Raw genomic sequence first — 26293 nt, 5'->3', positions numbered from 1 at the left:
AGGCGTCTTCTACCCTCTCCGTCGTGATTCCCGTCATCCGCCGCCGGGGGCGAGTGCCCGGCGGCGCGCGGGCGCTATGGCGCGCGGGGGGCGATCCTGCCGCACGGGCGCGGAGCAGAACGCGCAGCGGTCGCCGATGAGCGTGAGGCCGCACCAGTGGCAGGCTTCCTGCCGCATCTGGCTCACCATCTGGTAAAGCAGCGACACATCGGGGATCGCGGCGGCGAACTCGACCAGCTTGGCCGTGGCCCACCACGCGGTGGACTCGGCGGGCATGGGCACGGGGTGGAGGGCCTGCACCTGCCACTGCCTGGCGAGGCGGCTGGTGACCCACTCGCTGCCCAGGGTGCCTGGCGCGTAGGTGAGGGTGGTGGAGAACTGCGGCCCGGCGAGCGTGACCTCGCCGTCGGCGCGCACCAGTTGGGGGGTGGGCCCGGCGAGGACGGCGCACTGGCCGCCGGGCGGGCGGGCCCCGGCCTGGGCGGGGAGGGTGACGGGCACCTTGTCGATGCGGCTGCCCGAGGCGAGCAGCGCACCCGCGTAGATGTAGTGGGCGAGCAGGCGGGCGGAGGCGCCGAGAACGCCGGGGCTGAAGTCGCAGGCGGACAGCTGGCGCAGCTGACGGACCAGCACGGCCGTGCCGAGCGGCGGGAGCGCGCTGGGCAGCAGGGCTATGCGGTCGGACTCCAGCATGGCGCGCACCGCGTGCAGCCGCTGGACGTAGGGCAGCGGCGTGGTGGTGGGGTGGACGGCGATGACATGGCCGTGGCGGCCGACGAGGTCGTTCATCTCGGCGAGCGCGGTGGGGAAGTCCTGGTCGCGGGGCGGGGTGAGGACATGGGCGCCGGGGGTGTGCTGGTCGGTGGGGGGCAGCACGAGGTCGGCGCTGGTGACCGCGATGGCAATCGGCATACCGCTCCCCCCAGGGCTGAACACCCGTCGTGTCCGCTTCCTCGTCCGCCAGTTGGGCAGCTTATCGACTCCGCCACCGAGGGGAACAGCGCGGAGAGGGCGGCGTCCCGCGCCGCCCCGCGCCAGCGGGCCCGGTCCGCCCCATTGACAGCGCTGCTGGTCTGGACCAATGTGTCTGCCCAACGGTGGCCACCGTTTCCTCCAGCAGCACCCCACCAACTGACGCTACGGAGGCGAGCGTGGAGAGCACCAACAGCTCCAACGGGACTAACGGCACCAACGGCACCAACAGCACCAGCCCGCGCCGGTACCGGCTGCTCGGGGCCACGGCCCTGGCCGGCGCCCTGGCCATGACCGGACCCGCCCTGACCGCGGGCGCGAACGAGACCGGCCCCGCCAGCACGTCCGCGTCGTCCGACACCGGGACGGCCGCGGTGCCGCGGCACGCCCTGACCGGCTACTGGCACAACTTCGACAACGGGTCCGTCGTGCAGAAGCTGCGCGACGTGTCCGACCAGTACGACATCATCGCCGTGTCGTTCGCCGAGTCCACGGCGACCGCGGGCGAGATCGACTTCACCCTCGACCCCTCGCTCGGCTACGCGTCCGAGCAGGAGTTCAAGGATGACATCGCCGCCAAGCAGGCCGAGGGCGCCTCGGTCATCATCTCGGTCGGCGGCCAGAACGGCACCGTCACGGTGAACGACGACGCCTCGGCGCAGGCGTTCGCCGACAGCGCCCTGGGGCTGATGGACGAGTACGGCTTCGACGGCGTGGACATCGACCTCGAACACGGCATCAACGCCGAGTACATGACCCAGGCGATGCGGGCGATCCACGCGGGCGCGGGCGACGACCTCGTCTACACGATGGCGCCGCAGACGATCGACATGCAGAACACCGGCACGCCCTACTTCCAGCTGGCGCTCGACACCGCGGACTTCCTGACCGTCGTCAACATGCAGTACTACAACAGCGGTTCGATGCTGGGCTGCGACGGCCAGGTGTACTCGTCGGGCAGCGTGGACTTCCTCACCGCGCTGGCCTGCATCCAGCTGGAGAACGGCCTGGCGCCGTCCCAGGTCGGGCTCGGCGTCCCCGCCACGCCGAACGCCGCGGGCTCGGGCTATGTCGACCCCGGCGTGGTGAACGACGCGCTCGACTGCCTCACCCGCGGCACGGGCTGCGGCAGCTTCGTGCCCGACCAGACCTACCCGGATCTGCGCGGCGCGATGACGTGGTCCGTCAACTGGGACGCGCACGCGGGCAACGCCTGGTCCGAGGCGGTGGGACCGCACGTGCACGGCCTGCCGTGACGCGAGGCCCGCGCCGCGGCCTCACCAGGCCGCGGCCTCACAAGAACGTACGGCCTCACAAGAACGTACGGCCTCAGAAGAACGTACGGATGTAGTCGGTGACGGTGCCGTCGCCGGCGACGAGCGGGATCAGCGGCCATTTGTCGAAAATGGTGCACGGGTGCGACATGCCCAGCCCGACCCAGTCGCCGACGCGCGGCACCTCACCGGTCCCGGTGATGAACGCGTGCTGGTCCGCCACCTTGCCGACGACCAGCCCATGGCCGCCGCGCACCACGCCGTCGGGGGTGCGCACGGCCTGCACCTCGGGCAGGCCGAAGTCGTAGGCGATGTCGCGCTTACCCGCGTTGACCAGGGCGAGCGAGGGCTCGGGCTGGGAGACCACCTGGGCCCACAGCCGGAACGCGGGCAGCAGCGAACCCTCGTGCGGAACGCGGTTGAACGGCGTGATGTCCCGGTATCTGCCGTCGTCGTGGCTGATGTAGGCGCCGGAGCGGAGCATCGCGCAGACCGGGCGCGACAGCTCGGGCAGCTCGGTGAACGCGGCGGCCACCTCGTCGAACCACGCGCTGCCGCCCGCGCTGACGACGATCTCGTCGGCCGCCGAGAACCTGCCCGCCTTGTCGAGCTCGGCGGCGAGCTCGCACAGGCCGTCGAGCCACGCGCGCACCGACTCGGCGTCGCCGCCCGGGACTTCGCCCTCGTACCCGGCGACCCCGACGAGCCGCAGCGTGGCCGTCTCGGCGGCCGCGGCGGCCACGTCCGCCGCCGCGCGGGCGTCGCGGACGCCGCTGCGCCCACCGGGCGCGCCCAGCTCCACCACGACGTCGAGCGGGCGCCGCGCCCCCGCGTCGCGCAGGGCGGCGTCCATCAACTCCACACCGCGCCCCGAGTCGACGTAGACCACGCAGCGGAACCCGGGGTCGGCGTCCTGCTCCCCCGCGAGCCAGGCCAGGGCGACGGGGTCGACCAGCTCGTTGGCGAGGAAGATCCGCTGGACGCCGAACGCCCTGGCCACGCGCGCCTGATGGGGCACGGCCACGGTGATGCCCCACGCGCCGTGGTCCAGCTGGCGCCGGAACAGCTGGGGCGCCATCGACGTCTTGCCGTGCGGCGCGAGGACCAGGCCGTGCCGGGCCGCGAACCGCTCCATCGAGCTGAGGTTGTGCTCGACGGCCTCGGCCGAGAGCGTCAGCACCGGGGTGGTGAACCCGCCGGTGTACAGGCACCGGCGCTCGGCGGCCAGGGCGCCCACGGTGCGCCCCTCGGCGTCCGGCGGCAGCCCCTTGAAGCGGTGATCGACGATCTCGTTCTCGAGCCGGGCGAACGGCGTGCTCATGGCGACTCCGGGGGTGACCCATTGCAAGCGTGATCGGATACCCGACCCTACCTAGCACCCGGTACAGAGATGGTCAACGGAGTGCGATCGACGGTCAACGGCTCGCCGACGCGGAGCGGAATCTGCCCCGGCAGGCTGACCTGCGCGAACGCCACCGCGTCCCCGACCGCGCAGTCGTACACGGCATATCCGCCCTCCCCCGCGGCCGTGCACGCCACCACCGTGGCGAGCCCGAGGCGCCGCTGAAGGAGCGACTGCCGCACCCGTATCCCGCTGACCGCCTGGCGCCGCAGCGCCGAGGTGACCCGGGTCAACGCGCCCGCCCTGACCACCAGATGGTCCCCCGCGACCGCGTGGCCGAGCGAGCGGTACCCGGCGATCGCCAGGCCGAGCGCGGGCGGCAGGACGACCAGCGCCGCCACCCACCAGGCGCTCCCGCCCAACGGCGCCAGGAGCAGGGCGCAGCTGCCCGCGGCCAGCGTGGCCCACAGGAGCCTGCGGCGCAGGGCCGCCACGGGGTGGCGGGTCAGCGGGGCGTCGAGCGCGGGTGAGCCGATCACCGCGGCGGCCACCCGGCGGGCGATGTCGACGGGGCCGCGCGGCAGGATGGTCACGGCGCTGCTCCATATCCGCAGCCCGGTGGTGATGAGCATGGTGTCGGCCGTCCCCAGCCAGCGCCACAGCAGCGGCTGGGACACGGATATGCCGCGCACCCTGCTCTCGTCCCTGGCGATCTCGCGGGTCCTGAAGAGGCCCGAGGTGGTACGCAGCACGGTCGTCCCCTCGCCGTCGACCCGCTCGAGCCGGAAGTGGGCGTACTCGGCGAAGAACGCCACCGCCATCCCGACCGCGCCCACCACGCTGACCGCGAGCACGGCCACCGCCGCCGTCCAGCCGGGCCCGAGCGCCTCCCAGTCGGCGAGCGAGCCGACCGCGTCGGCCAGGTCTATCCCGACCATCTGGGCCGTCCAGTACCCGCCCCACAGCACCCCGGCCGCGCACACATAGGCCCAGAACCCCTGGATGTTGTGCACCACCCAGCGCGGCTCGAAGGTGGCGAGGGGCCCGTCCGCCGCCTTCTCGGGCGCGCCCGTCAACTCCTCGCGCAGCGCCGCCGCCTCACGCCGGGTCACGGCGTCCAGCGTCAGGGCGGCCTCCATCGCCGTGGTCATCTGGCCCGCGCCCACGGTGACCCGCCGCAGCCCGAACAGCCGCCGCAGCGGCTTGGCGTCCGCGTCCACGCTGCGGATCCGGTCGCGGCTGATGGACCGGCGCGTCCGCACGAACAGCCCGGTGCTCCGCTCCACATGGGTCTCCGTGACCCGGTACCTGGTGGTGGCCCAGCGCACCGAGTCCGCGACCGCGCCGACCACGCCCCACGCGGCCACCCCGGCGAGCGGCGCGAGGGTCATCGGCTCCGGCTCGGTGTCCAGGACGAGCAGCACCAGCACGCCGGGCAGCAGGGAGAGCGCCACCCGCAGGGCGTCGACCAGGATCATCCGCGGCGCGAGCCGCCGCCAGCCCACCTCAGGCCCCTCGCTCACCTCGCGCCCTCCGCTCATGTCCCGCCCCCGCTCGTCCCGCGACCGCTCATGTCTCGACCGTCCATGTCTCGACCGTCCATGTCTCGACCGTTCATGTCTCGACCGTTCATGTCGCGTCGCCCGGCGTGAGCCGCGTGATGTGGGCCAGCCGCTCGGCGGCCTCGTCCGCCACCTCGGGGGCCAGGCCGCTGATGTGGATGGCGCCACGCGAGGAGGCCGTGGTGACCACCAGCGTGGCCAGCCCCAGCGCCTGCTCCAGCGGGCCGCGCACGGTGTCCACCGTCTGGATCCGGGACAGGGGGGCTATGCGCCACTCCCGCACGAACCACCCCGTCGTCGCGTACACCGCCTCATCCGTCGACTCCCAGCGGTGCACGGCATACCGCCACGACGGCATCACCGCCACATACAGCGCGCCGATGACCCCGACCGCCGCCAGCGCGGGCCCCGTCCACGGCCGCGCCGCGTCCCACAGCGCGTGCGCCGCGGCCAGCGCGCCGCCGAGCACCAGCGGCACCGCGAGGGCGCGGACGGCCCAGAGCAGGACGGCCCGCCGCTCCACCCGGTGGCGCGGCGCCCTGAGCGGGACGACCTCGCCCCGCCTCCCCGATCGAACCAGCCGACTCACCATGGGATACAGTGTCCCACAGGAGGACGACAAGTCCAACCCCTTTTCGCTTCCCTACCATGAGCCCATGGCTTCCACGGCGTCGTCCGCCCCCGGCACCCTGGCCCGCACCCGCCGGGCGATCCTCGACGCGGCGATCGCCGTCTACACGGAGGACAAGGCCGCCCCGCTCGGCGAGGTCGCCAGGGCGGCGGGCGTGGGCCGCAGCACCCTCCACCGCTACTTCCCCGACCGCGCGGCCCTGGTCAGGGGCCTGCTCGAGGACTGCACCGAGACCATCGAGCGGGCGCTCGCCGACGCCGCGCTCGACCAGGGCCCGATCGCCGAGGCGTTCCCGCGCCTGGTGCGGGCGTTCTTCGAAGCGGGGCCCCGGGTGGAGTTCCTGTTCAGCGAGCCGTCGCTCACCGCGGACGACTGGGCGAGCCCCTCGTGGGAGGCCGCGCAGCTCCCGGCGGCCGTGCTGTTCGCGCGGGGCCAGGCACAGGGGTTCTTCTCCCGGGAGATGGACATGGAGTGGTTCTTCCGGATCCTGTGGTACGCGGTGGCCGCGGGCTGGGAGGCGGTGTCCGAGGGCAGCCTGGCCCGCCACGAGGCGCTCGACCGCGTGACCAGGACCCTTCAGGGCGGCGTGCTGGCCCATGACTCCTGATCGGGGGGCCGCCACCCGGGTGGGCGAAAACACAGGGCGGTCCGCGTAACACAGCCGTAAGGTGGCGGGCATGCAGGTGATCCAGTCGACCAAGCTCGCCAATGTCTGCTATGAGATCCGCGGCCCGGTGCTCGAAGAGGCACAGCGGCTCGAGTCGGCAGGCCACCGCATCCTGAAGCTGAACACCGGCAACCCCGCGGCGTTCGGCTTCGACTGCCCGCCCGAGATCCTCGAGGACATCCTCAGGAATGTCTCGATGGCCCACGGGTACGGCGACGCCAAGGGCCTCCTGTCCGCCCGCCGCGCCGTGATGCAGCACTACCAGACCAAGGGCATCCACCTCTCCGTCGAGGACATCTACCTCGGGAACGGCGTCTCCGAGCTGATCCAGATGTCGATGCAGGCGCTGCTCGACGACGGCGACGAGGTGCTGGTCCCGGCCCCCGACTACCCCCTGTGGACGGCGTCGGTCTCGCTCGCGGGCGGCACCGCGGTGCACTACCGCTGCGACGAGCAGGCCGAGTGGATGCCCGACCTCGCCGACATCGAGCGGAAGATCACCGACCGCACCAAGGCGTTGGTGATCATCAACCCCAACAACCCCACGGGCGCGGTCTACAGCGAGGAGATGATCCGTCAGCTCGCCGAGCTGGCCAGGCGGCACCGCCTCGTGCTGTGCTCCGACGAGATCTACGACCGGATCCTGTACGACGGCGCGACCCACACCTCGACGGCCGCGCTCGCGCCCGACCTGCTGACCCTGACGTTCAACGGCCTGTCGAAGAACTACCGGGTGGCGGGCTTCCGTTGCGGCTGGATGGCCGTCTGCGGCCCCAAGGAGAACGCCACCAGCTACATCGAGGGCCTGACCATCCTCGCGAACATGCGGCTGTGCGCCAACATGCCCGCCCAGCACGCCGTCGCCGCCGCCCTCTTCGGCCGCCAGTCGATCGAGCAGCTGGTCCTGCCCGGCGGCCGCATCCTCGCCCAGCGCGACACCGCGTACGAGATGCTGACGCGGATCCCCGGCGTGACATGCGTCAAGCCGAAGGGCGCGCTCTACGCGTTCCCTCGCCTCGACCCCAAGGTCTACAAGATCAAGGACGACCGGCAGATGGTGCTCGATCTGCTCCGCGCGGAGAAGATCATGATCGTGCACGGCACCGGGTTCAACTGGCCCGAGCCCGACCACTTCCGCATCGTCACCCTGCCGCAGGTCAGCGAGCTTGAGCACGCGATCGAGCGGATCGGCTCGTTCCTCGACGGCTACAACCAGTACTGACGCGAAGCCGGTGATGACGCGGCGAGGAACCCCGGCGCTCCATCGAGCCGGGGCCCCCGCCGCGCGCGTCCGCGCCGTTCGGTCGGCTCAGCCGCCGCCGAGCCGTTCCAGGCGCTCGACCAGTGCCTCGTACTCCTCCCAGAGCCCGTCGGGCGTCTTCGCGCCGAACGTCCTGAGGTGGTCGGGGATCAGCTCGGCCTCCCGGCGCCAGACGTCGGGGGCCACCTCGAGCAGGAACGCCACCTGCTCGTCGGTCAGCCCCAGCCCTTCGGTGTCGAGCGCGCCGGGCGCGGGCACCACGCCGATGGGCGTCTCGACGCCGTCGGCCCGCCCGTCGAGGCGCTCGACGATCCACTTGAGCACCCTGATGTTCTCGCCGAACCCTGGCCAGACGAACGCCCCTTCGGCGTCCTTCTTGAACCAGTTGACGTAGTAGATCTTCGGCAAGGCGCCCTGCTCACCCGCGCGTTCGCCGGTCCTGAGCCAGTGCGCGAAGTAGTCCCCCATGTGGTAGCCGCAGAACGGCAGCATGGCGAACGGGTCGTGGCGCAGCTCGCCCACCGTGCCCTCGGCCGCCGCGGTCTTCTCTGAGGCGACGTTGGCCCCGAGGAAGACGCCGTGCCGCCACGAGAACGACTCGGTGACCAGCGGAACGGCCGTGGCGCGGCGCCCGCCGAAGAGGATCGCCGAGATGGGCACGCCTTCGGGGTCCTCCCACTCCGGCGCGATCGTCGGGCACTGCGCGGCGGGCACCGTGAACCGCGCGTTGGGGTGGGCCGCGGGGGTGCCGCCGCCCGGCGTCCAGTCGTTCCCTCGCCAGTCGGTGAGGTGGTCGGGGGTCTCGTCGGTCATGCCCTCCCACCACACGTCGCCCTCGTCGGTGAGGGCGACATTGGTGAAGACCGCGTTCCCCCACAGGGTGCGCATGGCGTTGGCGTTGGTGCGCTCGCCCGTGCCAGGGGCGACGCCGAAGAAGCCCGCCTCGGGGTTGATCGCGTAGAGGCGGCCGTCCTCGCCGAACCGCATCCACGCGATGTCGTCCCCGACCGTCTCCACGCGCCAGCCGGGGAGCGAGGGCCGGAGCATGGCGAGGTTGGTCTTGCCGCAGGCGGAGGGGAAGGCCGCCGCGATGTACCGGGCGGGGGCGCCGCCTGGCGGGGTGAGCTTGAGGATCAGCATGTGCTCCGCCAGCCAGCCCTCGTCCCTGGCCATGACGGAGGCGATGCGCAGGGCGTAGCACTTCTTGCCGAGCAGCGCGTTGCCCCCGTAGCCGGAGCCGAAGGACCAGATCTCGCGGGTCTCGGGGAAGTGCGAGATGTACTTGACGGAGTTGCACGGCCAGGGCACGTCCTCGCGCCCCTCGGTCAGGGGCGCGCCGACGGAGTGCACGGCGCGGACGAACGCCCCGTCCGTGCCCAGCTCGTCCAGGACGGCGCTGCCCATCCGGGTCATGGTCCGCATGGCGACGGCGACATAGGCGGAATCGGTGATCTCCACGCCGAGGGCGGAGAGCGGCGAGCCCAGCGGGCCCATGCAGAACGGCACCACATACATGGTCCGCCCGCGCATCGCGCCGCGGAAGTGCCCGTCGGGGCCGCTGAACGTCTCCCGCATCTCGGCCGGGTCCATCCAGTGGTTGGTCGGTCCCGCGTCCTCCTCCCGCTCCGAGCAGATGAAGGTGCGGTCCTCGACGCGGGCGACGTCCGTGGGGTCGGACGCTGCGTAGAACGAGCCGGGGCGCTTGTCGGGGTCGAGCTTCACAAAGGTGCCCTTGGCGACCAGCTCGTCGCACAGGCGGTCGTACTCCTCCTGGGAGCCGTCGCACCAGACCACCCGGTCGGGCTCGGTCAGCGCGGCGATCTCCTCGACCCAGGAGACGAGCTTGTGATGCCGGGTCGGGGCGTGGGCGGCGACGGGAGCTGCTGAGGTCAGCGTCACGTTCGCTCCAGAGGGTTGAGGGTCGTTGAGCGAGCGCTCATCCGAAAAGGGGAACGCTCATCTGATGGTGCCGCCTTCTCTCTTGTGTGTCCAGTCGGGCTCATATGAGCGACACATCACACCCGAGGGCGAGGGAACGACCCCCGCCTCTTGACAGCTACTCACTTTTGAGAGTCACCACCAATGAGACGACCTGGAGCACGACCTGGAGCACGACCTGGACGACTCGGCCCCCGGCGCCGACGAGGCGGCGGGGTGGGGCCCTCACGCCCCCGAGGGGGCGAGCTGGGCGGCCAGTTCGGCGGGGTCGTTCGTCGGGGCAGCGCACACGAAGCCCCGGCACACATACGCCGTCGGCCGCCCTTCACGCAGGGGGCGCCCGGCCAGCAGGGGCGGCGGGTCCGCCGCGCCCGGCTCCCCGCGCGTCACCACCGCGCCAGGCGCCGTCGAGCGCAGCGCCGTCCGGTGCAGCTCGCCCGTGGCCGGGTCGTCGGCGGGGCCGACCACCGCGACCTCGCGCGGCCCGTCGAGCGCGGCCTCGGCGACCGCGAGCCCCCACCCGATGAAGCGCGGCGCCCGGGTGCCGAGCGCGGTGACGATGCCCAACGCCCGCTCCGCCGCGCGGCGGTGCCGGTCGCTCCCGGTGTGCGCGGCATACGAGAGCAACGCGCCCGCCGCGGCCGTCCAGCCCGCCGGGGTCGCGCCGTCCGTCGGGTCCTGCGGGCGCCTGATCAGCCGCTCGGCGTCGTCGGCCGTGTCGTACAGCGCGCCGTCCTCGCTCGTGAACCGCTCAAGCACGACATCGAGCAGCGCCCCGGCCCCATCGAGCCAGCGGCGTTCGCCCGTCACCGCGTGCAGGGCGATGAACCCCTCGGCCACATCCGCGTAGTCCTCGAGCACCCCGGCGCTCGCTCCGGCGCGACCGTCGCGCGAGGTGCGCGCGAGGCGGCCGTTCGCGCCCAGGTGCACGGCGCACAGCAGCTCCGCCGCGCCCACCGCGGCCGCCACCAGGTCCTCGCGGTCGAAGCACGCGCCGGTCTCGGCCAGCGCCGCGATGGCGAGGCCGTTCCACGCGGCCACCACCTTGTCGTCACGCTCGGGCCGCGGCCTGCGCTCGCGCGCCGCGCGCAGCCGCTCCCGCAGCGACGCGGGCGGCTCGGCGCCGGGCAGCCGCAGCGTTCCCCCCGCGCCCAGGCCGAACACGTCGGCCGCGAGCGCCGCGTCCGCGGGGCCGAGCGCGTCGGCGAGCTGCGCGGGCGTCCACGTGTAGTAGGCGCCCTCCGCGTGCCCGCCCCCTTCGGGGGCCTCGCTGTCCGCGTCGAGCCCCGACGCGAACCCGCCCTCGCCCGTGCGCAGCTCGCGCACCATGAAGTCGGCCGTCTCCAGGGCGATCCCGCGCCAACGATCCGACCCCGTGGTCCGCCACAGCTGCGTGTAGACGCGGCCGAGCAGGGCGTTGTCGTACAGCATCTTCTCGAAGTGCGGCACCTCCCACGCCGCGTCCACCGCGTACCGCGCGAAGCCGCCGCCGAGCTGGTCGAAGATCCCGCCGCGCGCCATCGCGTCACACGTGCGCTCCGCGAGCCGCAGCGCCTGGGCCGAGCCCGTGCGCGCGTGGTGACGCAGCAGAAACGCGAGCGCCGACGACGGAGGGAACTTGGGCGCGCCACCGAACCCCCCGTGCTCCGCGTCGAACTCGCCCGCGAGCCCGCCGACCGCCATCGCCAGGTCCTCGGCCGCGGGCGGGCGGGCGTCGCCGTACTCGAGCGCGCGCCCCGCCAGCTCGCGCGCGATGCGCCCCGCGACCCCGGCGACCTCGTCGCGCCGGTCGGTCCACGCGGCGTGCACGCCTTCGAGCAGCTGCCGGAACGAGGGCAGCCCGGCGCGCGGCGAGGGCGGGAAGTAGGTGCCGAAGTAGAACGGTTCGCCCTCGGCCGTCATGAACACGGTCATCGGCCAGCCGCCCTGGCCCGTCGCCGCCTGCACGGCGTCCATGTAGACGGAGTCGATGTCGGGCCGCTCCTCGCGGTCCACCTTGACGGGCAGGAAGCGCGCGTTGAGATAGCCCGCGAGCGCGTCGTCCTCGAAGCTCTCGCGCGCCATGACATGGCACCAGTGGCAACTGGCATACCCGACGCTGAGCAGCACGGGCACATCGCGCCGCCGCGCCTCGTCGAACGCCTCGGGCCCCCAGGGCCACCAGTCCACGGGGTTGTCCGCGTGCTGGAGCAGGTACGGCGAGGTCACACCAGCCAACCGGTTCATGCAACCCAGGCTCTCACGCCGACCCCTGGCCCTGACGGCGAACGGACGGGGTCCGCGAGGGTCACTTCACGGCTTCCGCGATGACGGGACCCATCCGCCGGACCACCGCGGCGTCCATGACCTCAGCGTGGGCGCAGTCCAGTGGGTGGGTCTCGACCCCGCGGCCGACGAGGTCCGCCCAGCGGACCCCGACCCGGTCGCGTTCGGGTTCCGTCTCCTCGGCCTCGAAGCTCACCGCGCCCCCGCCGTACTTCCGCGAGCGGTGGGCCCGCAGGAGACCGAGACAGTGGGCCGCGATGTCCGAAAGGTCGTTGAACACCGACTCCGTCAGCTCGCCGGACGCGCCGCCCCCGGCTCCACGGATCGACTCCGCGATGGCCTTGAGCTGCTCCTCGGACAGCTCATCGCCCGCGGTCGACCCGCCGACCGCGGGAACGGCGTCGAGCAGCACCAGGTTGCGGACCTCGGCGCCCGATGCCTCCAACATCACGGCGATCTCCTGCGCGACCACGCCGCCGAACGACCATCCCATCAGGAAACACGAGCCATGAGGGCATACGTCGCGGATCAGTTCGAGGTACGTCTCGGCCAGCGCACGGACCGACTCCGGCCGGTCGACCTCCCCGGTGAGCCCGGTGGCCTGCAAGCCGTACACCGGGCGTCCCTTCGGGATGTACGGCAGGAACCTCGCATAGGACCAGCTCAGCCCGCCGATCGGGGGCAGGAAGAAGACCGGGTCCAGGTGTCCCTTCGCGCGCAGCGGAAGGAGGGCCGCCAGTGAATCGGACGCTCCGTCGTCCAGCCGCCCGGCCAGACCCGCAACCGTCGGAGTCTCGAACAGCCACTGGACGGCCAGCTCCACGCCCAGGACCGACCGCGCCCGCGACACCAGGCGTCCGGCCAGCAGCGAGTGGCCGCCCAGGTCGAAGAAGTCGTCGTCGATACAGACGTCCTCGGCTTCCAGGACCTCGGCGAACAACCCGCACAGGATCTCTTCCCTGGCGTTGCGCGGCGGTCGGCGGAGGGCCGGCCCACCGGGCAGCACCGGGATGGTGGCTTCGGTGTCGGCTCGGCCCCAAGGCGCCGGTGCGTGCGGCCGGTTGGGCTGCCCGCCGGGCCGCGCCAGCAGCTCGTCCAGCTCCACGTCGGGATGCGCGACGGCCCGGCCCAGGATCGCCACGAAGTCCTCGGCGAGCGACTCGACCGTCGGCCGGTCGAGCACAGCGGTGCGGAAGCTGATCTCCCCCTCGAAGCCCCGCCCGGTCGCGTAGATCGAGAACAACGCGTCGAACTTCGCGCTGACTCCCTCGGTGTCCACGGGCGCGACCTCGACACCGGGCCACGCCTCCTGATCCGATGAGCTGTAGTCCATCGCCAGCGCGGTGTCGAACAGCTCCTTCCGGCCGCCGGGGCCTGACCGCAGGTGGGCCACCAGCTGTGCGTACGGGTAGTCCTGGTTCTCGTACGCGTCCAGGAACACCCCCCGTACCCGCCGCAACAGGTCCCGGAAACTGCGGGCGTCCGTCGAATCGACGCGCAGCGGCACCATGTTCACGAAGTAGCCGATGGCATCCCGCATCCCCGCTTCGTGGCGGTTCGCCATCGGGGTGCCCACCACGCCGTCCCGCTGCCCGGTGGCGCGGGCGAACGCCACGTGGTGCGCCGCGAGCAGAAACATGAACGGCGTCGCCCGCTCCTGGGTCAGCAGGCGTTCCAGGCCCGCGCCGACCTCCCGGTCCACCTCGAACTGCACCAGACCGGCGGCACCTGACCCGGCCGTCGACTCAGGCCGGGCGGTCGGCACCCTCAGCGGCTCGGCTCCGTCCAGCGTGCGGAGCCAGAACTCGAGCTGCTCCGCACACTCCTCGGTCCGCAGCCACTGCTGCTCCGCCACCGCGAAGTCCGTGAACTGCGCCACCGACGGCTCCACGTCAGGCGCACGGTCGTCAACCGCCGCCGCGTAGAACTCGCGCAGCTCGTCCAGGAGGATGTCGAGCGAGACTCCGTCGAACACCGCGTGGTGCACGGCCAGGAGCAGGACGTGCTCACGTTCGGCCAGCCTCAGCAGGCCGGTCCTGAACAGGGGGCCCGCCTCCAGGTCGAAGGCGCGCTCCTCCTCCAGGAGCAGCCGGTGGTACAGTCCGTCGTTCCCCGACACGTCCTCGACGACGAGCCGCACGTGAAGCTCGTCGGCGATCCTCTGGAGCGGCTTCCCGTCCTCCTCCACGAAGGTCGTGCGCAGCGCCCCGTGCCGTGCCACCACCTGGTTCACCGCCCGCTCGAGAGCGGGCACCACCAGGTCTCCACGGAAGCCGTAGGCGAACACCATCGAGTACTCCGTCGACCCGCCACCCAGCTGATCGACCAGCCACAGCGCCTCCTGCCCCACCGACGCCGGTACCAGCCCCCTCGGCGCGTCAGGCTCCGACGAGTGCCGCGTTCGCGCGTGGTCCAGGTCAGCACTGGCAGTCATTGAGCTCCCCCGCATGGGTGAGTAGGCACTGGCGTCAACGGCGGTCTCGACGGGGATGGCCGCGCCGACCGGGCACACGACGGGACGAGACGGCGTCGCGGTCGCTCACATCTCGGGCATCGGGGTGGTCAGGACCTTTCCCGCGGTCCCGCCCTCGGTGCTCGGCAGGGACCTGTAGATCCTTCCCATCCCGCCGAGCACACCGTCCAGGCGGGGCAGCTCCGCGTACACCGGGTCGCGTTGCAGGATCGCGTCGACCTCCCGCAGCCGCCACATCGGCGTCCGCGGGAACAGGTGGTGGACCAGGTGGAAGCCCTCGCCGTCCTTCTCCCCGAACAGGAAGCGCGTCCCGAGGCCGTACACCCGGTTCCAGGACATGAAGATGTCCACTCGGGGCGCGGTCTCGATCAGCGGGAAGTGCTCCATGAGCTCGGCGACAGCGCCGATCCACACCTGCGTCGTGACCATGGGCACGAACCAGAGCAGGAGAAGCCAGATCCACCAGCCGCCGAAGACCGCCCACGCCAGCACCGCGGCGATGAGGGCGACCCGCAGCCAGCGCTCGGACGTCCGCTCGCCCTTGGCCACGATCCGGTGCCGCAGCAGGTAGAGGATGTACGAGGCGGTGGCGCGCGGGCTCAGGACGGACCACATGTACCGTCGCAGCGCGGCCCGGCTGAGGTTGTCCCCGCACAGCGCGTTGTCCTGGTACTGCTTGTAGTCGGGGTCCCGCTCCGGGTCGCCCAGGCGGCCGTGGTGCTCGCCGAGGTGCGAGGCCCGGTAGCCGGTGAAGCTCTGGAGCACCGGATATCCGCCGAACAGTGCCCCGATGACGCTGCCGACGCGTCGGTTCGCCATGAACGCGCGGTGGGTGGCCATGTGCAGCACCCCGGCGAGGGCCCGCTGGCGACCGCCGATGAAGAACACCGCGACGACGTACACCGGGATCGCGGCCCAGAGCGGGGCCTGCTGGAACGCCAGCACGGACGCCGTGCACCACGCCGCGATCCATAGCCAGTGCTCGACGACTTCGAGTGGTCCGTGCCAGTTGTCCGGACGGGACGCGGCACGAACCGCCGCGAGGATCTCCGGCGAGAACCGGTGCCGCTCGGCACGATCAGCGCTGGCCACAGTATTGCCCTCCCCCTGCGATGCACTTGCTGTCCCGTCGGAGAGGGAAGGCCACTCCAGAATGTCGGCGACCCCAGCGGGATCTGGCCTTCTGCCCCTCTCCGCGACAGGAACGGGGCCAGTGTTCTCCACCGATAGATACCCTGTCAAGGGTCCTACTTCAACCTGGAGTTGACAGGGCGAGCGGCCCACCGGACGTCGCGCACCCGCCTCCGCCATGCTCCCGGACAACGGTACTCCCCACCGGTCTACCGGCGAATACCGGAAGAGGGCATTTCGCTACCGACAAGCCCAACGATCCACCGTAGGAGAGGGCTTGACCTCGTCACAACCCACAGTGTTGAATGCGGCTCCGTGAGGCTATCCCAACTGATCGCTGATAACGGGCAGTTGCCGAGCAGGGCGTCTTTCGTGAGCGTCGACCGAGGCGATCTGCCCAACTCACAGAAGGCGGGAGCCGATCCGTCACTACGGGGATCATCAGTCACTACGAGGATCATACGACGTCATTCATTTTCCTGCGGGGCCATGCGCATACCCACATGCCTCTTCAGCTCTTGGATGTGCGTTCCTGTGATCGCGAAACGCCCGTGGTGGGCCGAGGCGCGCACTGACGCGCATCCGTTTCAGCGCACACGACAACGCAGAGGTATCAGGCTCATGGAAGACCGGAAATCCCGTGTGTTCCGGAACGGCCCTATCGACGCCCTTCTGGTTCTGTTCAGCATCACTCAGTTCGCGGTGACGATCTGGCTCGCCGCGGTCGATCCCACCGGGCTGTGGCCGATGGTGGGGTCATTCGCGCTCGTGACTTTCATGATGACATACAGCGTGATCATTGTATCTCATTTGTTCTCGCACCAGCCATGGTTTGTCTCTTCGCGCCACAACGCGGTGATGTCGCTGATCAATTCGGCGAACATCGCGCAATCGGTGCAGGCGTACCGGCTGACCCATGTGCGCAACCACCATCGCTACAACAACGACCGCAAAGGCGAGGACGGAACGACGCGCGACGTCACGTCCACCTTCCGCTACAGCCGGGACGACGGCCACGCACCGCTGTGGCGGTACCTGTTCTTCAGCCTCGCCGAGTCGGCCCGCGAGTTCCTCGGTACGTTCGCCGCCCTGCGCCGGGGCTGCCGGGTCGGCGCCGACGAGACGCTGCTCCAGGAGCTCGCCACCCGGAATCCCGAGCGACGCAGGGCGGAGCTGCGCCAGATCCAGGCCGACCGACTCGCGCACCTCGCGCTGCTCGGACTGCTCGCGGTGCTGTCCTGGCAGTGGCTCCTGATCTGCTACCTGCCCGCGATAGCGGTGGCCTTCACGCTGGTCAACGTGCAGAACTACTACCGGCACTACGGGGCCCACCCGGAGAGCCGGTACGCGAACTCGGTCAGCCACTACGGCCGTTTGTACAACTGGCTGACCTTCAACGACGGCTACCACCAGGAGCACCACCTGCGCCCGACCACGCACTGGAGCCAGCTGCCGCGAGTCGCCGAGCAGTACGGCGCGTCGTTCCGCGAGGACGGCCACGTCGTGTCGCCGGTCCCGGCGGTGGCCGGGTTCCTGGACATCCGCCGCGAGGGCCTGCCGTCGGCGGCCAAGCGGACCCCCGGTGATCCGGAGGCGTGTTGACCGGGCCGAACGACGAGAGGCAGCCATGACCGAGGCCGACACCCTCTTCACCGTCGTGCGCAACCACGAGCTGCAGTACTCGATCTGGCCCGCGGGGCGGGACGTCCCCGAGGGATGGGAACGGGTCGGCGGCCCCGCGGAGCGGTCCGCCTGCCTGGACCGGATCGGCGAACTCTGGACGGACATGCGTCCGGCGAGCCTGCGCGCGCTCATGGACCGAGACGGCTGACGGCGAGCCACGTGCCGCGTGCCGTGATCGTGGTCCGACAGCATTCCTGACACCGACCAGCAAAGGATGCGAGATGAGCGAGTCAGAGGCCTCCACCGAGTGTCCCGTCAGCTCCTTCAACGAGTGGGACCCCCTGGAGGAGGTGATCGTCGGCGCCGTCGACGGCGCCCGCTTCCCTCCGTGGCACCCCTCGGTCGGTGCGCCGCTTTCGCCAGAGCAGCGCGCCATATTCCAGGAGCGCGCGGGGCAGCCGTTCCCCGCCGACCGCGTCGCGGCCGCGCGGGACGAGCTCGACCAACTGGTCGAGATCCTGGCCGGCGAAGGAGTCAGGGTCCGTCGGCCCGAGCCGCGGGACCACAGCAAGTCCTACGGCGCGCCGGGATGGTCGAGCACGGGTCTGTACGACGCGATGCCCCGCGACCTGCTGCTGGTCGTCGGCGACGACGTCATCGAGGCGCCGATGTCCTGGCGTTCGCGCCACCACGCGGCGTCGGCCTACCGGCCGCTGCTCAAGGAGTACTTCCTGCGGGGAGCCCGATGGAGCTCGCCGCCCAAGCCCGAGCTCCCCGACGAGCTATACGTCGACGGCTGGACCGACCAGCCCGAAGGGGAGCCGTTCCGCTCGGTGATCACCGAGTTCGAGCCCACGTTCGACGCGGCCGACTTCATCCGGTGCGGCCGCGACATCTTCGCCCAACGCAGCCATGTCACCAACGCGTTGGGCATCGAGTGGGTCCGCAGGCACTTGGGCGACGCGTACCGGGTGCACGAGGTGACCCTGGCCGACGACCACCCCATGCACATCGACGCGAGCCTGATGCCGCTGGCCCCTGGCAAGCTGCTGATCCATCCGGACCGGGTGCCGGAGGTTCCGGAGATATTCAAGGACTGGGAAGTGCGCACGGCACCGCCGCCGGTGATTCCGGGCGACCACCCGCTCTACATGACCAGCACATGGATCAATATGAACGTGCTCATGATCGACGAGGAGCGGATGGTCGTGGAGGCGCAGGACGAGCCGATGCGCCGCCTCGCCGAGGATTGGGGAATGGCCGCGATCCCGTGCCCGTTCCGGAACTTCAACAGCTTCGGCGGCTCCTTCCACTGCGCGACGGTCGATGTGCGGCGGCGCGGTGGGCTGAACTCCTATTTCTGACACTCCCGATACTTCCGGCCCCGGGGCCGACTGCCGTCCCTGCGTTCCGCCGACCTTCCGTTGGCCTTCCGTTGACCTTCCACGCGAAGTGCCGACCCGTACCGCTCGATCCGGAGATGGGATTTTCATGCCCGGTACCTGCGTTCATCACCTGTTCGAGGCGCAGGCTTCGCTGACCCCTGACGCCGTCGCGGTCGTCTCGGACGGTGGCGTCCTCACCTACCGCGAACTCGACGAACGGGCCGCCCGGTGCGCCCATCTGCTGGCCGAGGCCGGTATCGCAGCCGAGCGCCTGGTCGCCGTCGTCATGGAGCCGTCGCCGCGCCTGCTGGTCACGATGCTCGCGGTGTGGAAGGCCGGCGGGGTGTATGTGCCCGTCGACCCGTCGCTCCCCGCCGATGTCGCCGAGGCGATGATCAAGGACATCGGAGCCAGCCTCCTCGTCCGCGACGGATCGGTGACCGTGGCGCCCTCCGGCGTGCCCGTCGTGGACCTGGAGCAGGCCGGCCTGCCGGACCGGCCGACCACCGCCCCGGCCCCCGCCGTCGCCCCGTCCAACCTCGCCTACTGCGTCTTCACCTCGGGCTCCACCGGTAAGCCCAAGCCCGTCGCCGTCACGCACGCCAGCTTCGCCAACCACGCCGTGTCCCTCAGGGACGAGCTCAAGCTGGTCCCGAGCGACCGGTTCCTGCAATCCACCCCGATCGCCTTCGACGCCGCGCTCGAAGAGATCATGCCCGCCTGGGTCACCGGGGCGGCCGTCGTCATGCCCGATCAACGGCACTTCACCAGCCTGGAGTTCACCGAGCTCATCGACCGTCTCGCGGTGACGGGGGTGAGCCTCCCCAGTGCCTACTGGCACCAGTGGGTGGACGATCTGACGTCCGGGCTGGTCAGCCTGCCCGCCTCGCTGCGCATCGTGTTCATCGGCGGCGACAAGATCCTCGTCGACAAGCTCGCCGCCTGGTACCGGATCCCCGGAGCGGAATCCGTCGACTGGGTCTCCGACTACGGGCCGACCGAAGCCAGCATCAGCGTGGCGTTGTACCGCCCGGAGCCGGACGAGCTGTCGGGCCCCGGCCGCTCCGACTACGCGCTCGCGCCCATCGGCCGCCCGTTCGCGCAGGCCACGTTCCACATCCTCGACGACGACATGCGACCGGTGCCGGACGGTACCCCGGGAGACATCTGGCTCGCCGGACCGCCCTTGGCCCGCGGCTACCACGCCGCCCCGGCCGCCACCGCCGACCGCTTCCTTCCCGACCCCCAGGGCCCGCCCGGATCGCGCATGTACCGCACCGGCGACCGCGGCAGCCGACGGAGCGACGGGACCCTCCTGTTCCTCGGACGCTCCGATCGCCAGGTCAAGGTCCGCGGGCACCGCGTCGAGCCCGGCCAGGTGGAAAGCGCCATGCATCACTGCGCCGGGGTCAGGGACGTCGTCGTCATCAGCGTCGACGACCCGCCGTTCGGGTCGCGCCTCATCGCCTATGTCGAGGCCGAGGACGGGGTGTCCGAGGCGGCGATCCGCGCCGACATCTCGGGCCGACTGCCCGAGGCCATGGTGCCCCGGTCCATCGTGCTGCTCGATCGCATCCCGCGTTCGCCGCTGAACGGCAAGGCGGTCCGCTCGGCCCTTCCCCCCGTCGCGCCGCCCCACGCCGACCGCGCAGGCCGCGCCGACCGCACGGGCCAGGCCGACCGCACGGGCCAGGTCGACCGCACGGGCCAGGTCGACCGCACGGGCCAGGCCGGGATGACGACGCTGGAGCGCGTCGTCGCCCTCCTCGTCAGCGACGTGCTCGACGGGCGGTCCCCGTCGAGGGACGAGGACTTCTTCGCCGCCGGAGGGGACTCCCTGCGGGGTCTCCAGCTGCTCAGCCGGGTCGCCGATGTGACCGGTGTGGGGCTGTCGTTCGCGCAGTTGCGGATGGCTCCGCACGTGGCCGGGGTCGCCGCCCTGGTGAAGCAGGCACACGGCCGCGACGCGTCGGAGAGCGCGGTCGTGCCGTCGCGCGAGCGCGACGACCGGTGCCTCGCCTCACGCGGGCAGCAGGCCCTGTGGTTCCTCGACCGGGTGCACCGCGGGGCGCCGACCTACGCGGTCGTGCTCGGCTACCGGATCAGGGGGCCGCTCGACCTTGACCGTCTGGACGCCGCGCTGACCGGGATCGTCGCCCGTCACGAGGCACTGCGTACCGTCTTCGAGGAGCGGAACGGTCGCGTCTGGCAGCGGATCAGGCCCGCGAGCCCCGTGCGTACGGAGGTGACCGTCGCCGCCGACGCCGACAAGGCCGGTCGCCTGGCCGAGGAGGAGGCACGGCGCCCGTTCGACCTGTCCGCCGGCCCACTGCTGCGGTCAGCCTGCTACCGCATCGACGCCGAGGACCATCTGTGGCTGCTCAACGTGCACCACGCGGTGTTCGACGCCTGGTCCCTGGCCGTGTTCTGGCGTGAGTTCGCCACGCTCTACGCCGGGCGTCCGCTGCCCGAGCCGACCATCCAGTACGCCGACTACTGCGCCTGGCAGGAGCGCTGGCTGCGCGGCGCGGAGGCGGAAGGGCAGCGGGACCACTGGCGCGCCCGGCTCGAAGGGGACCCGCCGACCGTCGAGCCCGGCTTCCCGCGCGGCTCGGGGAAGCGAAGCGGCACCGAGGGCTTCGCTCTCCCCCTGCCGCCCGAAGCCGTCGATCCGACCGCCGTCGAGCGCGTCGCCCGCGGCTGCGGGAGCACCGCGTTCACCGTGCTGCTCGCGGCCTTCCTCGCGACCCTGCGCCGCACCGGTGGCGTCGACGACGTGGTCGTCGGGGTGCCGATGGCCGGTCGGAACCGGCCGGGCACGGAGGATCTGATCGGCTACCTGGTCAACACGGTACCGCTGCGGATGCGCTTCACCGCGGGCATGACCTTCCGCGAGCTGGTCGGCCGCACCGACGAGGCGCTGGCGGAGGCACTGACCCACCAGGAGCTGCCGCTGGCCGACGTGGTCGCGTCCCTGCCGCGGCGTGAGGGGGGACAACGCCCGCTGTTCCACGCGATGTTCGCCTTGCAGTCCACCCCGCTCGACATCGAGGGCGGGATCGAAGGGCTCGACATCGCCGAGCAGTTCATCCACCAGGGCACCGCGAAGGCCGCGCTGACCTGGTCCGTCCGGCAGTACTCCGACGGTCTGGCCGGCGAGTTCGAATACGCCGCCGACAGGTTCGACCGGACCTCGGCGCGCGACTGGCAGAACACCCTGCTGGCCCTGCTCGCCAGCGGTCTGGCCGACCCCGGCGCGCGACTCGACGAGCTGCCTGTGCCGACCGGTGAAGGCGGCTGGGCGGGAGGTCTGTCCGCGGATCAGTAGGCTTGCCGTCGGCCCCTCGCGATTCCCCGATGACCACCATGACCACCATGGCCACCCGGCTCCGACCCGACATCAGGAGACTCTTGATCATGCCGCCCGGCGAATACCCCAGCGAAGGCGACAGCGAAGCGACTCTCGTCTACGACGTGGTGGTCAACCACGAGGAGCAGTACTCGATCTGGCCCGTGAGCCGACCCGTCCCCGCGGGCTGGAAGGCCGCGGGCTTCCGGGGCGGGAAGTCCGAGGCGCTCGACCACATCGAGAAAGTGTGGACCGATATCACGCCCTTGAGCGTCCGCCAGGCCGCCGCCGGGCCCCCGAGTCAGTAGCGACACCGCGCCGAGGGGCGTCATGGGCCTGCTCCGTCAACCTCACCCGCCACCCGCTCACCCATCGAGAGAAAGTCCCACCACATGGCCGCGGTCGGTCCTGAAAAGGCCATCCGCTCAATCATCCACCTGCGCTGTCCCATTTCCTGGACTCGATGCCTTGTGCTGCGGAGAAGCGCCCGCATACCATGACGTCGACTCAGCGATCTGTCAAGATTCGGGGGAAAGGCTGTCAATCATGCCTGTGCAAGAGCAGGACGTCGCCCGGATATGGGCCGAGGTGATCGGGATTCCGGAAGCAGACGTGGGCACCAATTTCTTCGACCTCGGTGGTCATTCGTTGCAGCTGATGGAGCTCGCCGATCGCCTCAACCAGAAACTGGATATCAGTACGGACATCCTCGCGTTGATGGAGTATCCGACGGTGGCGGCGTTCACCTCTCATTGGAACAGCGTGGAAGCGCTCGCCGACGGTGACCGCTGACGATGGCCGACCTGTCGGCCATGGCCGAAGGCGGGGAATCGGTCACTGCGCCGCATGAATCCCCGGCGGACAGCTCAACTTCCATAGGTTCGCGTCCACGATTGTGTCGTCGGGGCCATGATCCCGGCGTAAGGAGGGGGCCCTCATGGGCACACCGCAGGTACTCGATCGGATCATCCGCGTCGCCGAACGTGCCCCCGATCGGGCGGCCGTACGGGCCGACGGCCGGTCGATCGACTACGGCGAGCTGGTCGCGACCGCGACCGACATCGGCGAGCACCTGCGCCGCGACCACGGAGTCGGTCCTGAGAGCGTGGTGGCCTCCGTCCTGCCACGCGGCGACAAAGCGATCATCGCCCTCCTCGGAATCTGGATGTCCGGTGCGGCCTATCTGCCCATCGATGCGAAGTGGCCCGAGCGCAGGCGCGAGTTGGTGCTCGACACGTCGGCCACTCATGTCCTGGAAGAGGCGGGTGAGGGCGGCGCGGAGGTCCTCATGCCTGACGGGACGGGGATCCGGTTCAAGCAGCTGAAAGGCGGCCCGGGCCGCTCGGGGGACCGTGGCTCTCCGGCGGCGCACCATCTCGCCTACGTCCTCCACACCTCGGGATCGACGGGCACGCCCAACGCCGTCGGCGTCGACTTCGGCGCGTTGGACAACTACGGCGACTACCTCTACGGCCTGGTGAAGCAGCCGGACCTGCACACCGACGACGTCATGCGCGTGCTGTTGTCCGCGAGCCTGAGCTTCGACGCCTCGCTCCGGCCGGTCCTCCTGCTCGCCGCCGGTGCCACGCTCGTCGTGGCTCCCGACCTCATGGACGGGTCCTGGCAGGACCATATCGACTGCATCAGGGACAACGGAGTCACCGTCCTCAGCGGAGTGCCTTCCTGGTATTCCGGCTTGCTCGGCGCGGGCTACCGACCGTCCGAGTCCGGCCTGCGACTCGCCTTCGTCGGCGGTGAGGCGGTACCCAACGGCGTGGTGCGGGAGTTGACCGCCCACGGAGGCACCGTCGTGGTGCAGTACGGCCCCACCGAAACGGCGATCGCGGCGACGGGCACCGTTCTGACCGGCGATGACTTCACCGAACCGCCGATCGGTGAGGCGATTCCCGGGGTCAGCGCCCATCTGTACCGGGACGAGAGCCTGGCGAAGGTGGCCGAGGGCGAGCACGGACACCTGTACGTGGGCGGCACCGGCGTCGCTCGCGGATACCTGGGCAATCCCCGGCTGACCGCCGAGCGGTTCGTTCCCGACCCCGAAGGCCCGCCCGGTTCGCGCATGTTCCGGAGCGGCGATCTCGCGAGAAGGCTGCCAGGGGGCGGGTACAGCTTCATCGGGCGGCTGGACGACCAGGTGAAGATCGGCGGTCAGCGTATCGAGCTGGGTGAGGTCTCGTCCGCTCTGAACCGGCACCAGGCCGTCGCCCAGTCGGTCGCCTTCGTCCAGCGCGGGGGGGCGCATCCCCGCCTGCTCGCCTGCTATGTGGGACACGGCGAGAAGGAGGCCACGGGCACGGACAAGAGCATCCGGGACCACCTTGCGGCCGAGCTGCCCCCCTATATGATCCCGGCGCTGATCCAACGAGTCGAGCATCTTCCTGTGACGGAGCACGGCAAGGCCGATATCTCCGCGTTGGAGCGTCATATGGATGCCGGTGACGCCGAGGCACCGGCGGACGACTCCGCTCTCGACGACGTCGCGGAACGACTGATCTCGATCGTGCACAAAACGTTGGGCGCCCCGTGCACACTCGACGACAGCTTCTTCGAGCTCGGGGGCGGCTCACTCGACGCGCTCGACGCCTTGGCGAGCATTCACAAGGAGTTCGGGGTGCGCATACGTCTCCGCGACTTCTACCGGGCAGGAACCATACGCGAACTGCGTCACATGATCGGGGACGTGGCATGACTACCGACAGCAGTGACTCGATGACGGACACACTGCCGATCGGCCCACTCCAAGAGGGCATCTGGCTTTTCTGGCGGCTGAATCAGGCGAGCCCCGCCTATATCATGCCGGAGATATTCCACTTCGAAGGCGAATTCGACACGGCGGCGGTGGAGTTCGCATTCAACGAGGTCATCCGACGCCATGAGTCCCTGCGTACGACATTCCGCGAAACGGACTCGGGCGTCGTGCAGGTCATCGCCCGTGACCCGGAGCCGGTTCCGGTCCACGTGGTGGATCTGCGGGGGCTTCCGGAAGCCGAGCGGTCAGAACGGCTCCAGGCGACCATCGACGCCGCGTCGAACCGGCCTTTCGACCTGGCGACCGAGCCGGCGATCAGGCTCACCGCCGTCCAGGTGACCGACAGCCGCACCACGCTCGCCCTGGTGGTCCATCACATCGCGTGTGACGGCATCTCGATGACCGTCGTCCTCGACGAGTTCGGTGAGCTCTACCGATCGGCACGCCGGGGAACACCGCCCGACCTCGGCCCCGTTCCGCCGGGCTACAGCACCTTTGTGAAAGGGCAGCTCGCCGCGCTCGCCGACGGCACCCTCAAGGAGGAGGAGGCCTATTGGCGGGAACGGCTCGCCGGAGTCACCGGCAGCGTGCTGCCCGGAATCGACCACGCCGTCACGCGGGCCCCGACGTCGCTGGACACGGCCGTGGTGTCCCTCACGCTCGACGACCAGCTGGCCGACTCGGTCTCGGCCTACGCGCGCCGCACCAGGTCGACGCAGTTCTCCGTCCTGCTGTCCACGATGAAGGTCATGATCGCCGCCGCCGCCGGTGACGGCGTCAAGGCGTTGGGGATGGCTACGAGCGGCCGCACGCCCGAGTTCGCACGCACCGTGGGCATGCTCGCCAACATGATCGTCATCCAGTCGCGGATCGATCTGTCCCGAACGTTCACCGACACGCTCGACGAGGTGTCCCTCGACCTCATGGACGCCATCGACCACCAGGCCCTGCCGTTCAGCAGGATGGCCACCGACCTCAACACCGGGCAGGACCCAGGGGCTGGCATCGTGCGCATGTTGTTCTCCGCGGGGGCCGTCGGTCGCCTGAAGCTCGGCGAGGGCAAGCTGTCCGAGGTCATCACGCGCACGGTGCAGGGGCCTTTCGACATGTACGTGGCCTGCGACATCAGCCCTTCGGGGATCGCTCTGGACTGGGAGTACGCCCTGCGTACCTACTCACCCGAGCTCGCGCAGGGCTACTGCGCCGCTTATCACGAAGTCCTGGCGACGTTGCTGCGCCAGCCCGACGTACCGATGGCCTCGCTCGGCCTGACCGAGATCCTGGCCCGTGTCGCCGGGCTCCCGCAAGGTGACGCGACCACCGCGGGCCACGGGTCCCCCGCCGCGGAGCCGGATCAGTCCGCGGACACCGGGCCCGCGGCGGACGCCACGGATTCCCGGCTCACCCCGGTCGAGGAAGCGGTGGCCGCCATCTGGAGCGAGGCGATCCGCGTGCCCGTGGAGTCGCCCTACGACGACTTCTTCGAGCTGGGCGGTCACTCGCTGAAGGCGGGGGCGGTCGTCGCGTCGGTGCGCAGGCGGATCTCGCGCACCGCGACCCTGCGACTGCTCTTCGACCACCCGCAGTTGCGCGACTTCGCTTCCCGCCTGGATGTCGGAGACCAGACCGACGGCGCGTCGGCGAGGCACTGAG

Annotated in this window: 19 protein-coding genes; 11 read left to right on the top strand and 8 right to left on the bottom strand. The window is 70.8% G+C overall.

The features are described from left to right. Window positions 1-33: 33 nt before the first annotated feature. Window positions 34-912 carry a hypothetical protein gene (locus DEH69_RS20920; RefSeq protein ID WP_258534842.1) on the bottom strand — a complete coding sequence of 293 codons (879 nt, stop codon included), beginning with the start codon at window positions 910-912 and terminating at the stop codon, window positions 34-36. A 239-nt stretch (window positions 913-1151) separates the two neighbouring features. On the opposite strand from DEH69_RS20920, the gene DEH69_RS20915 reads away from it, so the two are divergent. Continuing rightward, window positions 1152-2228: a chitinase gene (locus tag DEH69_RS20915; protein WP_309302885.1), complete on the top strand. Its 1077-nt coding sequence runs from the start codon at window positions 1152-1154 to the stop codon at window positions 2226-2228. A 73-nt stretch (window positions 2229-2301) separates the two neighbouring features. Here DEH69_RS20915 and DEH69_RS20910 read toward each other — a convergent pair whose 3' ends face one another. From DEH69_RS20910 to DEH69_RS20895, 3 genes are all read right to left on the bottom strand, one after another. Continuing rightward, entirely contained in the window at window positions 2302-3567 is a 1266-nt protein-coding gene (locus DEH69_RS20910; protein WP_113688511.1) for an alanine racemase, read from the bottom strand. Between the two features lie 47 nt (window positions 3568-3614). Then, window positions 3615-5111, bottom strand: coding sequence for a PH domain-containing protein (locus DEH69_RS20905; protein WP_147255740.1), 1497 nt, complete (start codon window positions 5109-5111; stop codon window positions 3615-3617). A 106-nt stretch (window positions 5112-5217) separates the two neighbouring features. Next, the gene (locus DEH69_RS20895; protein ID WP_113688509.1) at window positions 5218-5742 is read right to left on the bottom strand and encodes a PH domain-containing protein; all 525 of its coding nucleotides are present in this window, start codon (window positions 5740-5742) and stop codon (window positions 5218-5220) included. A 64-nt stretch (window positions 5743-5806) separates the two neighbouring features. Here DEH69_RS20895 and DEH69_RS20890 point away from each other — a divergent pair, with 64 nt between their 5' ends. Next, complete coding sequence (locus tag DEH69_RS20890) at window positions 5807-6388, top strand: TetR/AcrR family transcriptional regulator (protein WP_181727535.1); 582 nt, start codon at window positions 5807-5809, stop codon at window positions 6386-6388. 70 nt (window positions 6389-6458) lie between these two features. After that, window positions 6459-7670, top strand: coding sequence for a pyridoxal phosphate-dependent aminotransferase (locus tag DEH69_RS20885; RefSeq protein ID WP_113688507.1), 1212 nt, complete (start codon window positions 6459-6461; stop codon window positions 7668-7670). Between the two features lie 87 nt (window positions 7671-7757). On the opposite strand, the gene DEH69_RS20880 is transcribed toward DEH69_RS20885, so the two are convergent. From DEH69_RS20880 to DEH69_RS20865, 4 genes are all read right to left on the bottom strand, one after another. Then, the gene (locus tag DEH69_RS20880) at window positions 7758-9608 is read right to left on the bottom strand and encodes a phosphoenolpyruvate carboxykinase (GTP) (protein ID WP_181727534.1); all 1851 of its coding nucleotides are present in this window, start codon (window positions 9606-9608) and stop codon (window positions 7758-7760) included. 264 nt (window positions 9609-9872) lie between these two features. After that, window positions 9873-11873, bottom strand: a complete 2001-nt coding sequence (locus DEH69_RS20875; protein ID WP_113688506.1) for a thioredoxin domain-containing protein — start codon at window positions 11871-11873, stop codon at window positions 9873-9875. A gap of 61 nt (window positions 11874-11934) precedes the next feature. Next, complete coding sequence (locus tag DEH69_RS20870) at window positions 11935-14346, bottom strand: condensation domain-containing protein (RefSeq protein WP_181727533.1); 2412 nt, start codon at window positions 14344-14346, stop codon at window positions 11935-11937. A 105-nt stretch (window positions 14347-14451) separates the two neighbouring features. Continuing rightward, window positions 14452-15477 (bottom strand): fatty acid desaturase, encoded by a 1026-nt coding sequence (locus tag DEH69_RS20865; protein WP_220131320.1) that lies wholly within the window; start codon window positions 15475-15477, stop codon window positions 14452-14454. A gap of 816 nt (window positions 15478-16293) precedes the next feature. Between DEH69_RS20865 and DEH69_RS20860 the strand changes: the two genes are divergently transcribed. The 8 genes from DEH69_RS20860 (at window position 16294) to DEH69_RS20825 (ending at window position 26292) form a co-directional block, all read left to right on the top strand. Continuing rightward, window positions 16294-17118 (top strand): fatty acid desaturase, encoded by an 825-nt coding sequence (locus tag DEH69_RS20860; protein ID WP_309302889.1) that lies wholly within the window; start codon window positions 16294-16296, stop codon window positions 17116-17118. A 25-nt stretch (window positions 17119-17143) separates the two neighbouring features. Continuing rightward, window positions 17144-17347 carry an MbtH family NRPS accessory protein gene (locus DEH69_RS20855; protein WP_113688504.1) on the top strand — a complete coding sequence of 68 codons (204 nt, stop codon included), beginning with the start codon at window positions 17144-17146 and terminating at the stop codon, window positions 17345-17347. A 73-nt stretch (window positions 17348-17420) separates the two neighbouring features. After that, window positions 17421-18503: an amidinotransferase gene (locus DEH69_RS20850; RefSeq protein ID WP_113688503.1), complete on the top strand. Its 1083-nt coding sequence runs from the start codon at window positions 17421-17423 to the stop codon at window positions 18501-18503. A gap of 127 nt (window positions 18504-18630) precedes the next feature. After that, window positions 18631-21852 (top strand): non-ribosomal peptide synthetase, encoded by a 3222-nt coding sequence (locus DEH69_RS20845; RefSeq protein ID WP_113688502.1) that lies wholly within the window; start codon window positions 18631-18633, stop codon window positions 21850-21852. 89 nt (window positions 21853-21941) lie between these two features. Further along, entirely contained in the window at window positions 21942-22181 is a 240-nt protein-coding gene (locus DEH69_RS20840) for an MbtH family NRPS accessory protein (protein WP_113688725.1), read from the top strand. 238 nt (window positions 22182-22419) lie between these two features. Next, window positions 22420-22665 (top strand): acyl carrier protein, encoded by a 246-nt coding sequence (locus tag DEH69_RS31685; RefSeq protein WP_181727532.1) that lies wholly within the window; start codon window positions 22420-22422, stop codon window positions 22663-22665. 145 nt (window positions 22666-22810) lie between these two features. Beyond that, window positions 22811-24580, top strand: a complete 1770-nt coding sequence (locus tag DEH69_RS20830; protein WP_113688500.1) for a non-ribosomal peptide synthetase — start codon at window positions 22811-22813, stop codon at window positions 24578-24580. Between the two features lie 20 nt (window positions 24581-24600). Beyond that, window positions 24601-26292 (top strand): condensation domain-containing protein, encoded by a 1692-nt coding sequence (locus DEH69_RS20825; RefSeq protein WP_181727531.1) that lies wholly within the window; start codon window positions 24601-24603, stop codon window positions 26290-26292. The last annotated feature ends 1 nt before the right edge of the window (window position 26293 follow it).

The organism is Streptomyces sp. PT12, from assembly GCF_003311645.1.
Lineage (GTDB): Bacteria > Actinomycetota > Actinomycetes > Streptomycetales > Streptomycetaceae > Streptomyces.
Note: the sequence above shows the minus strand (reverse complement) of the source record. Positions and strands in the feature narration are given on the sequence as shown.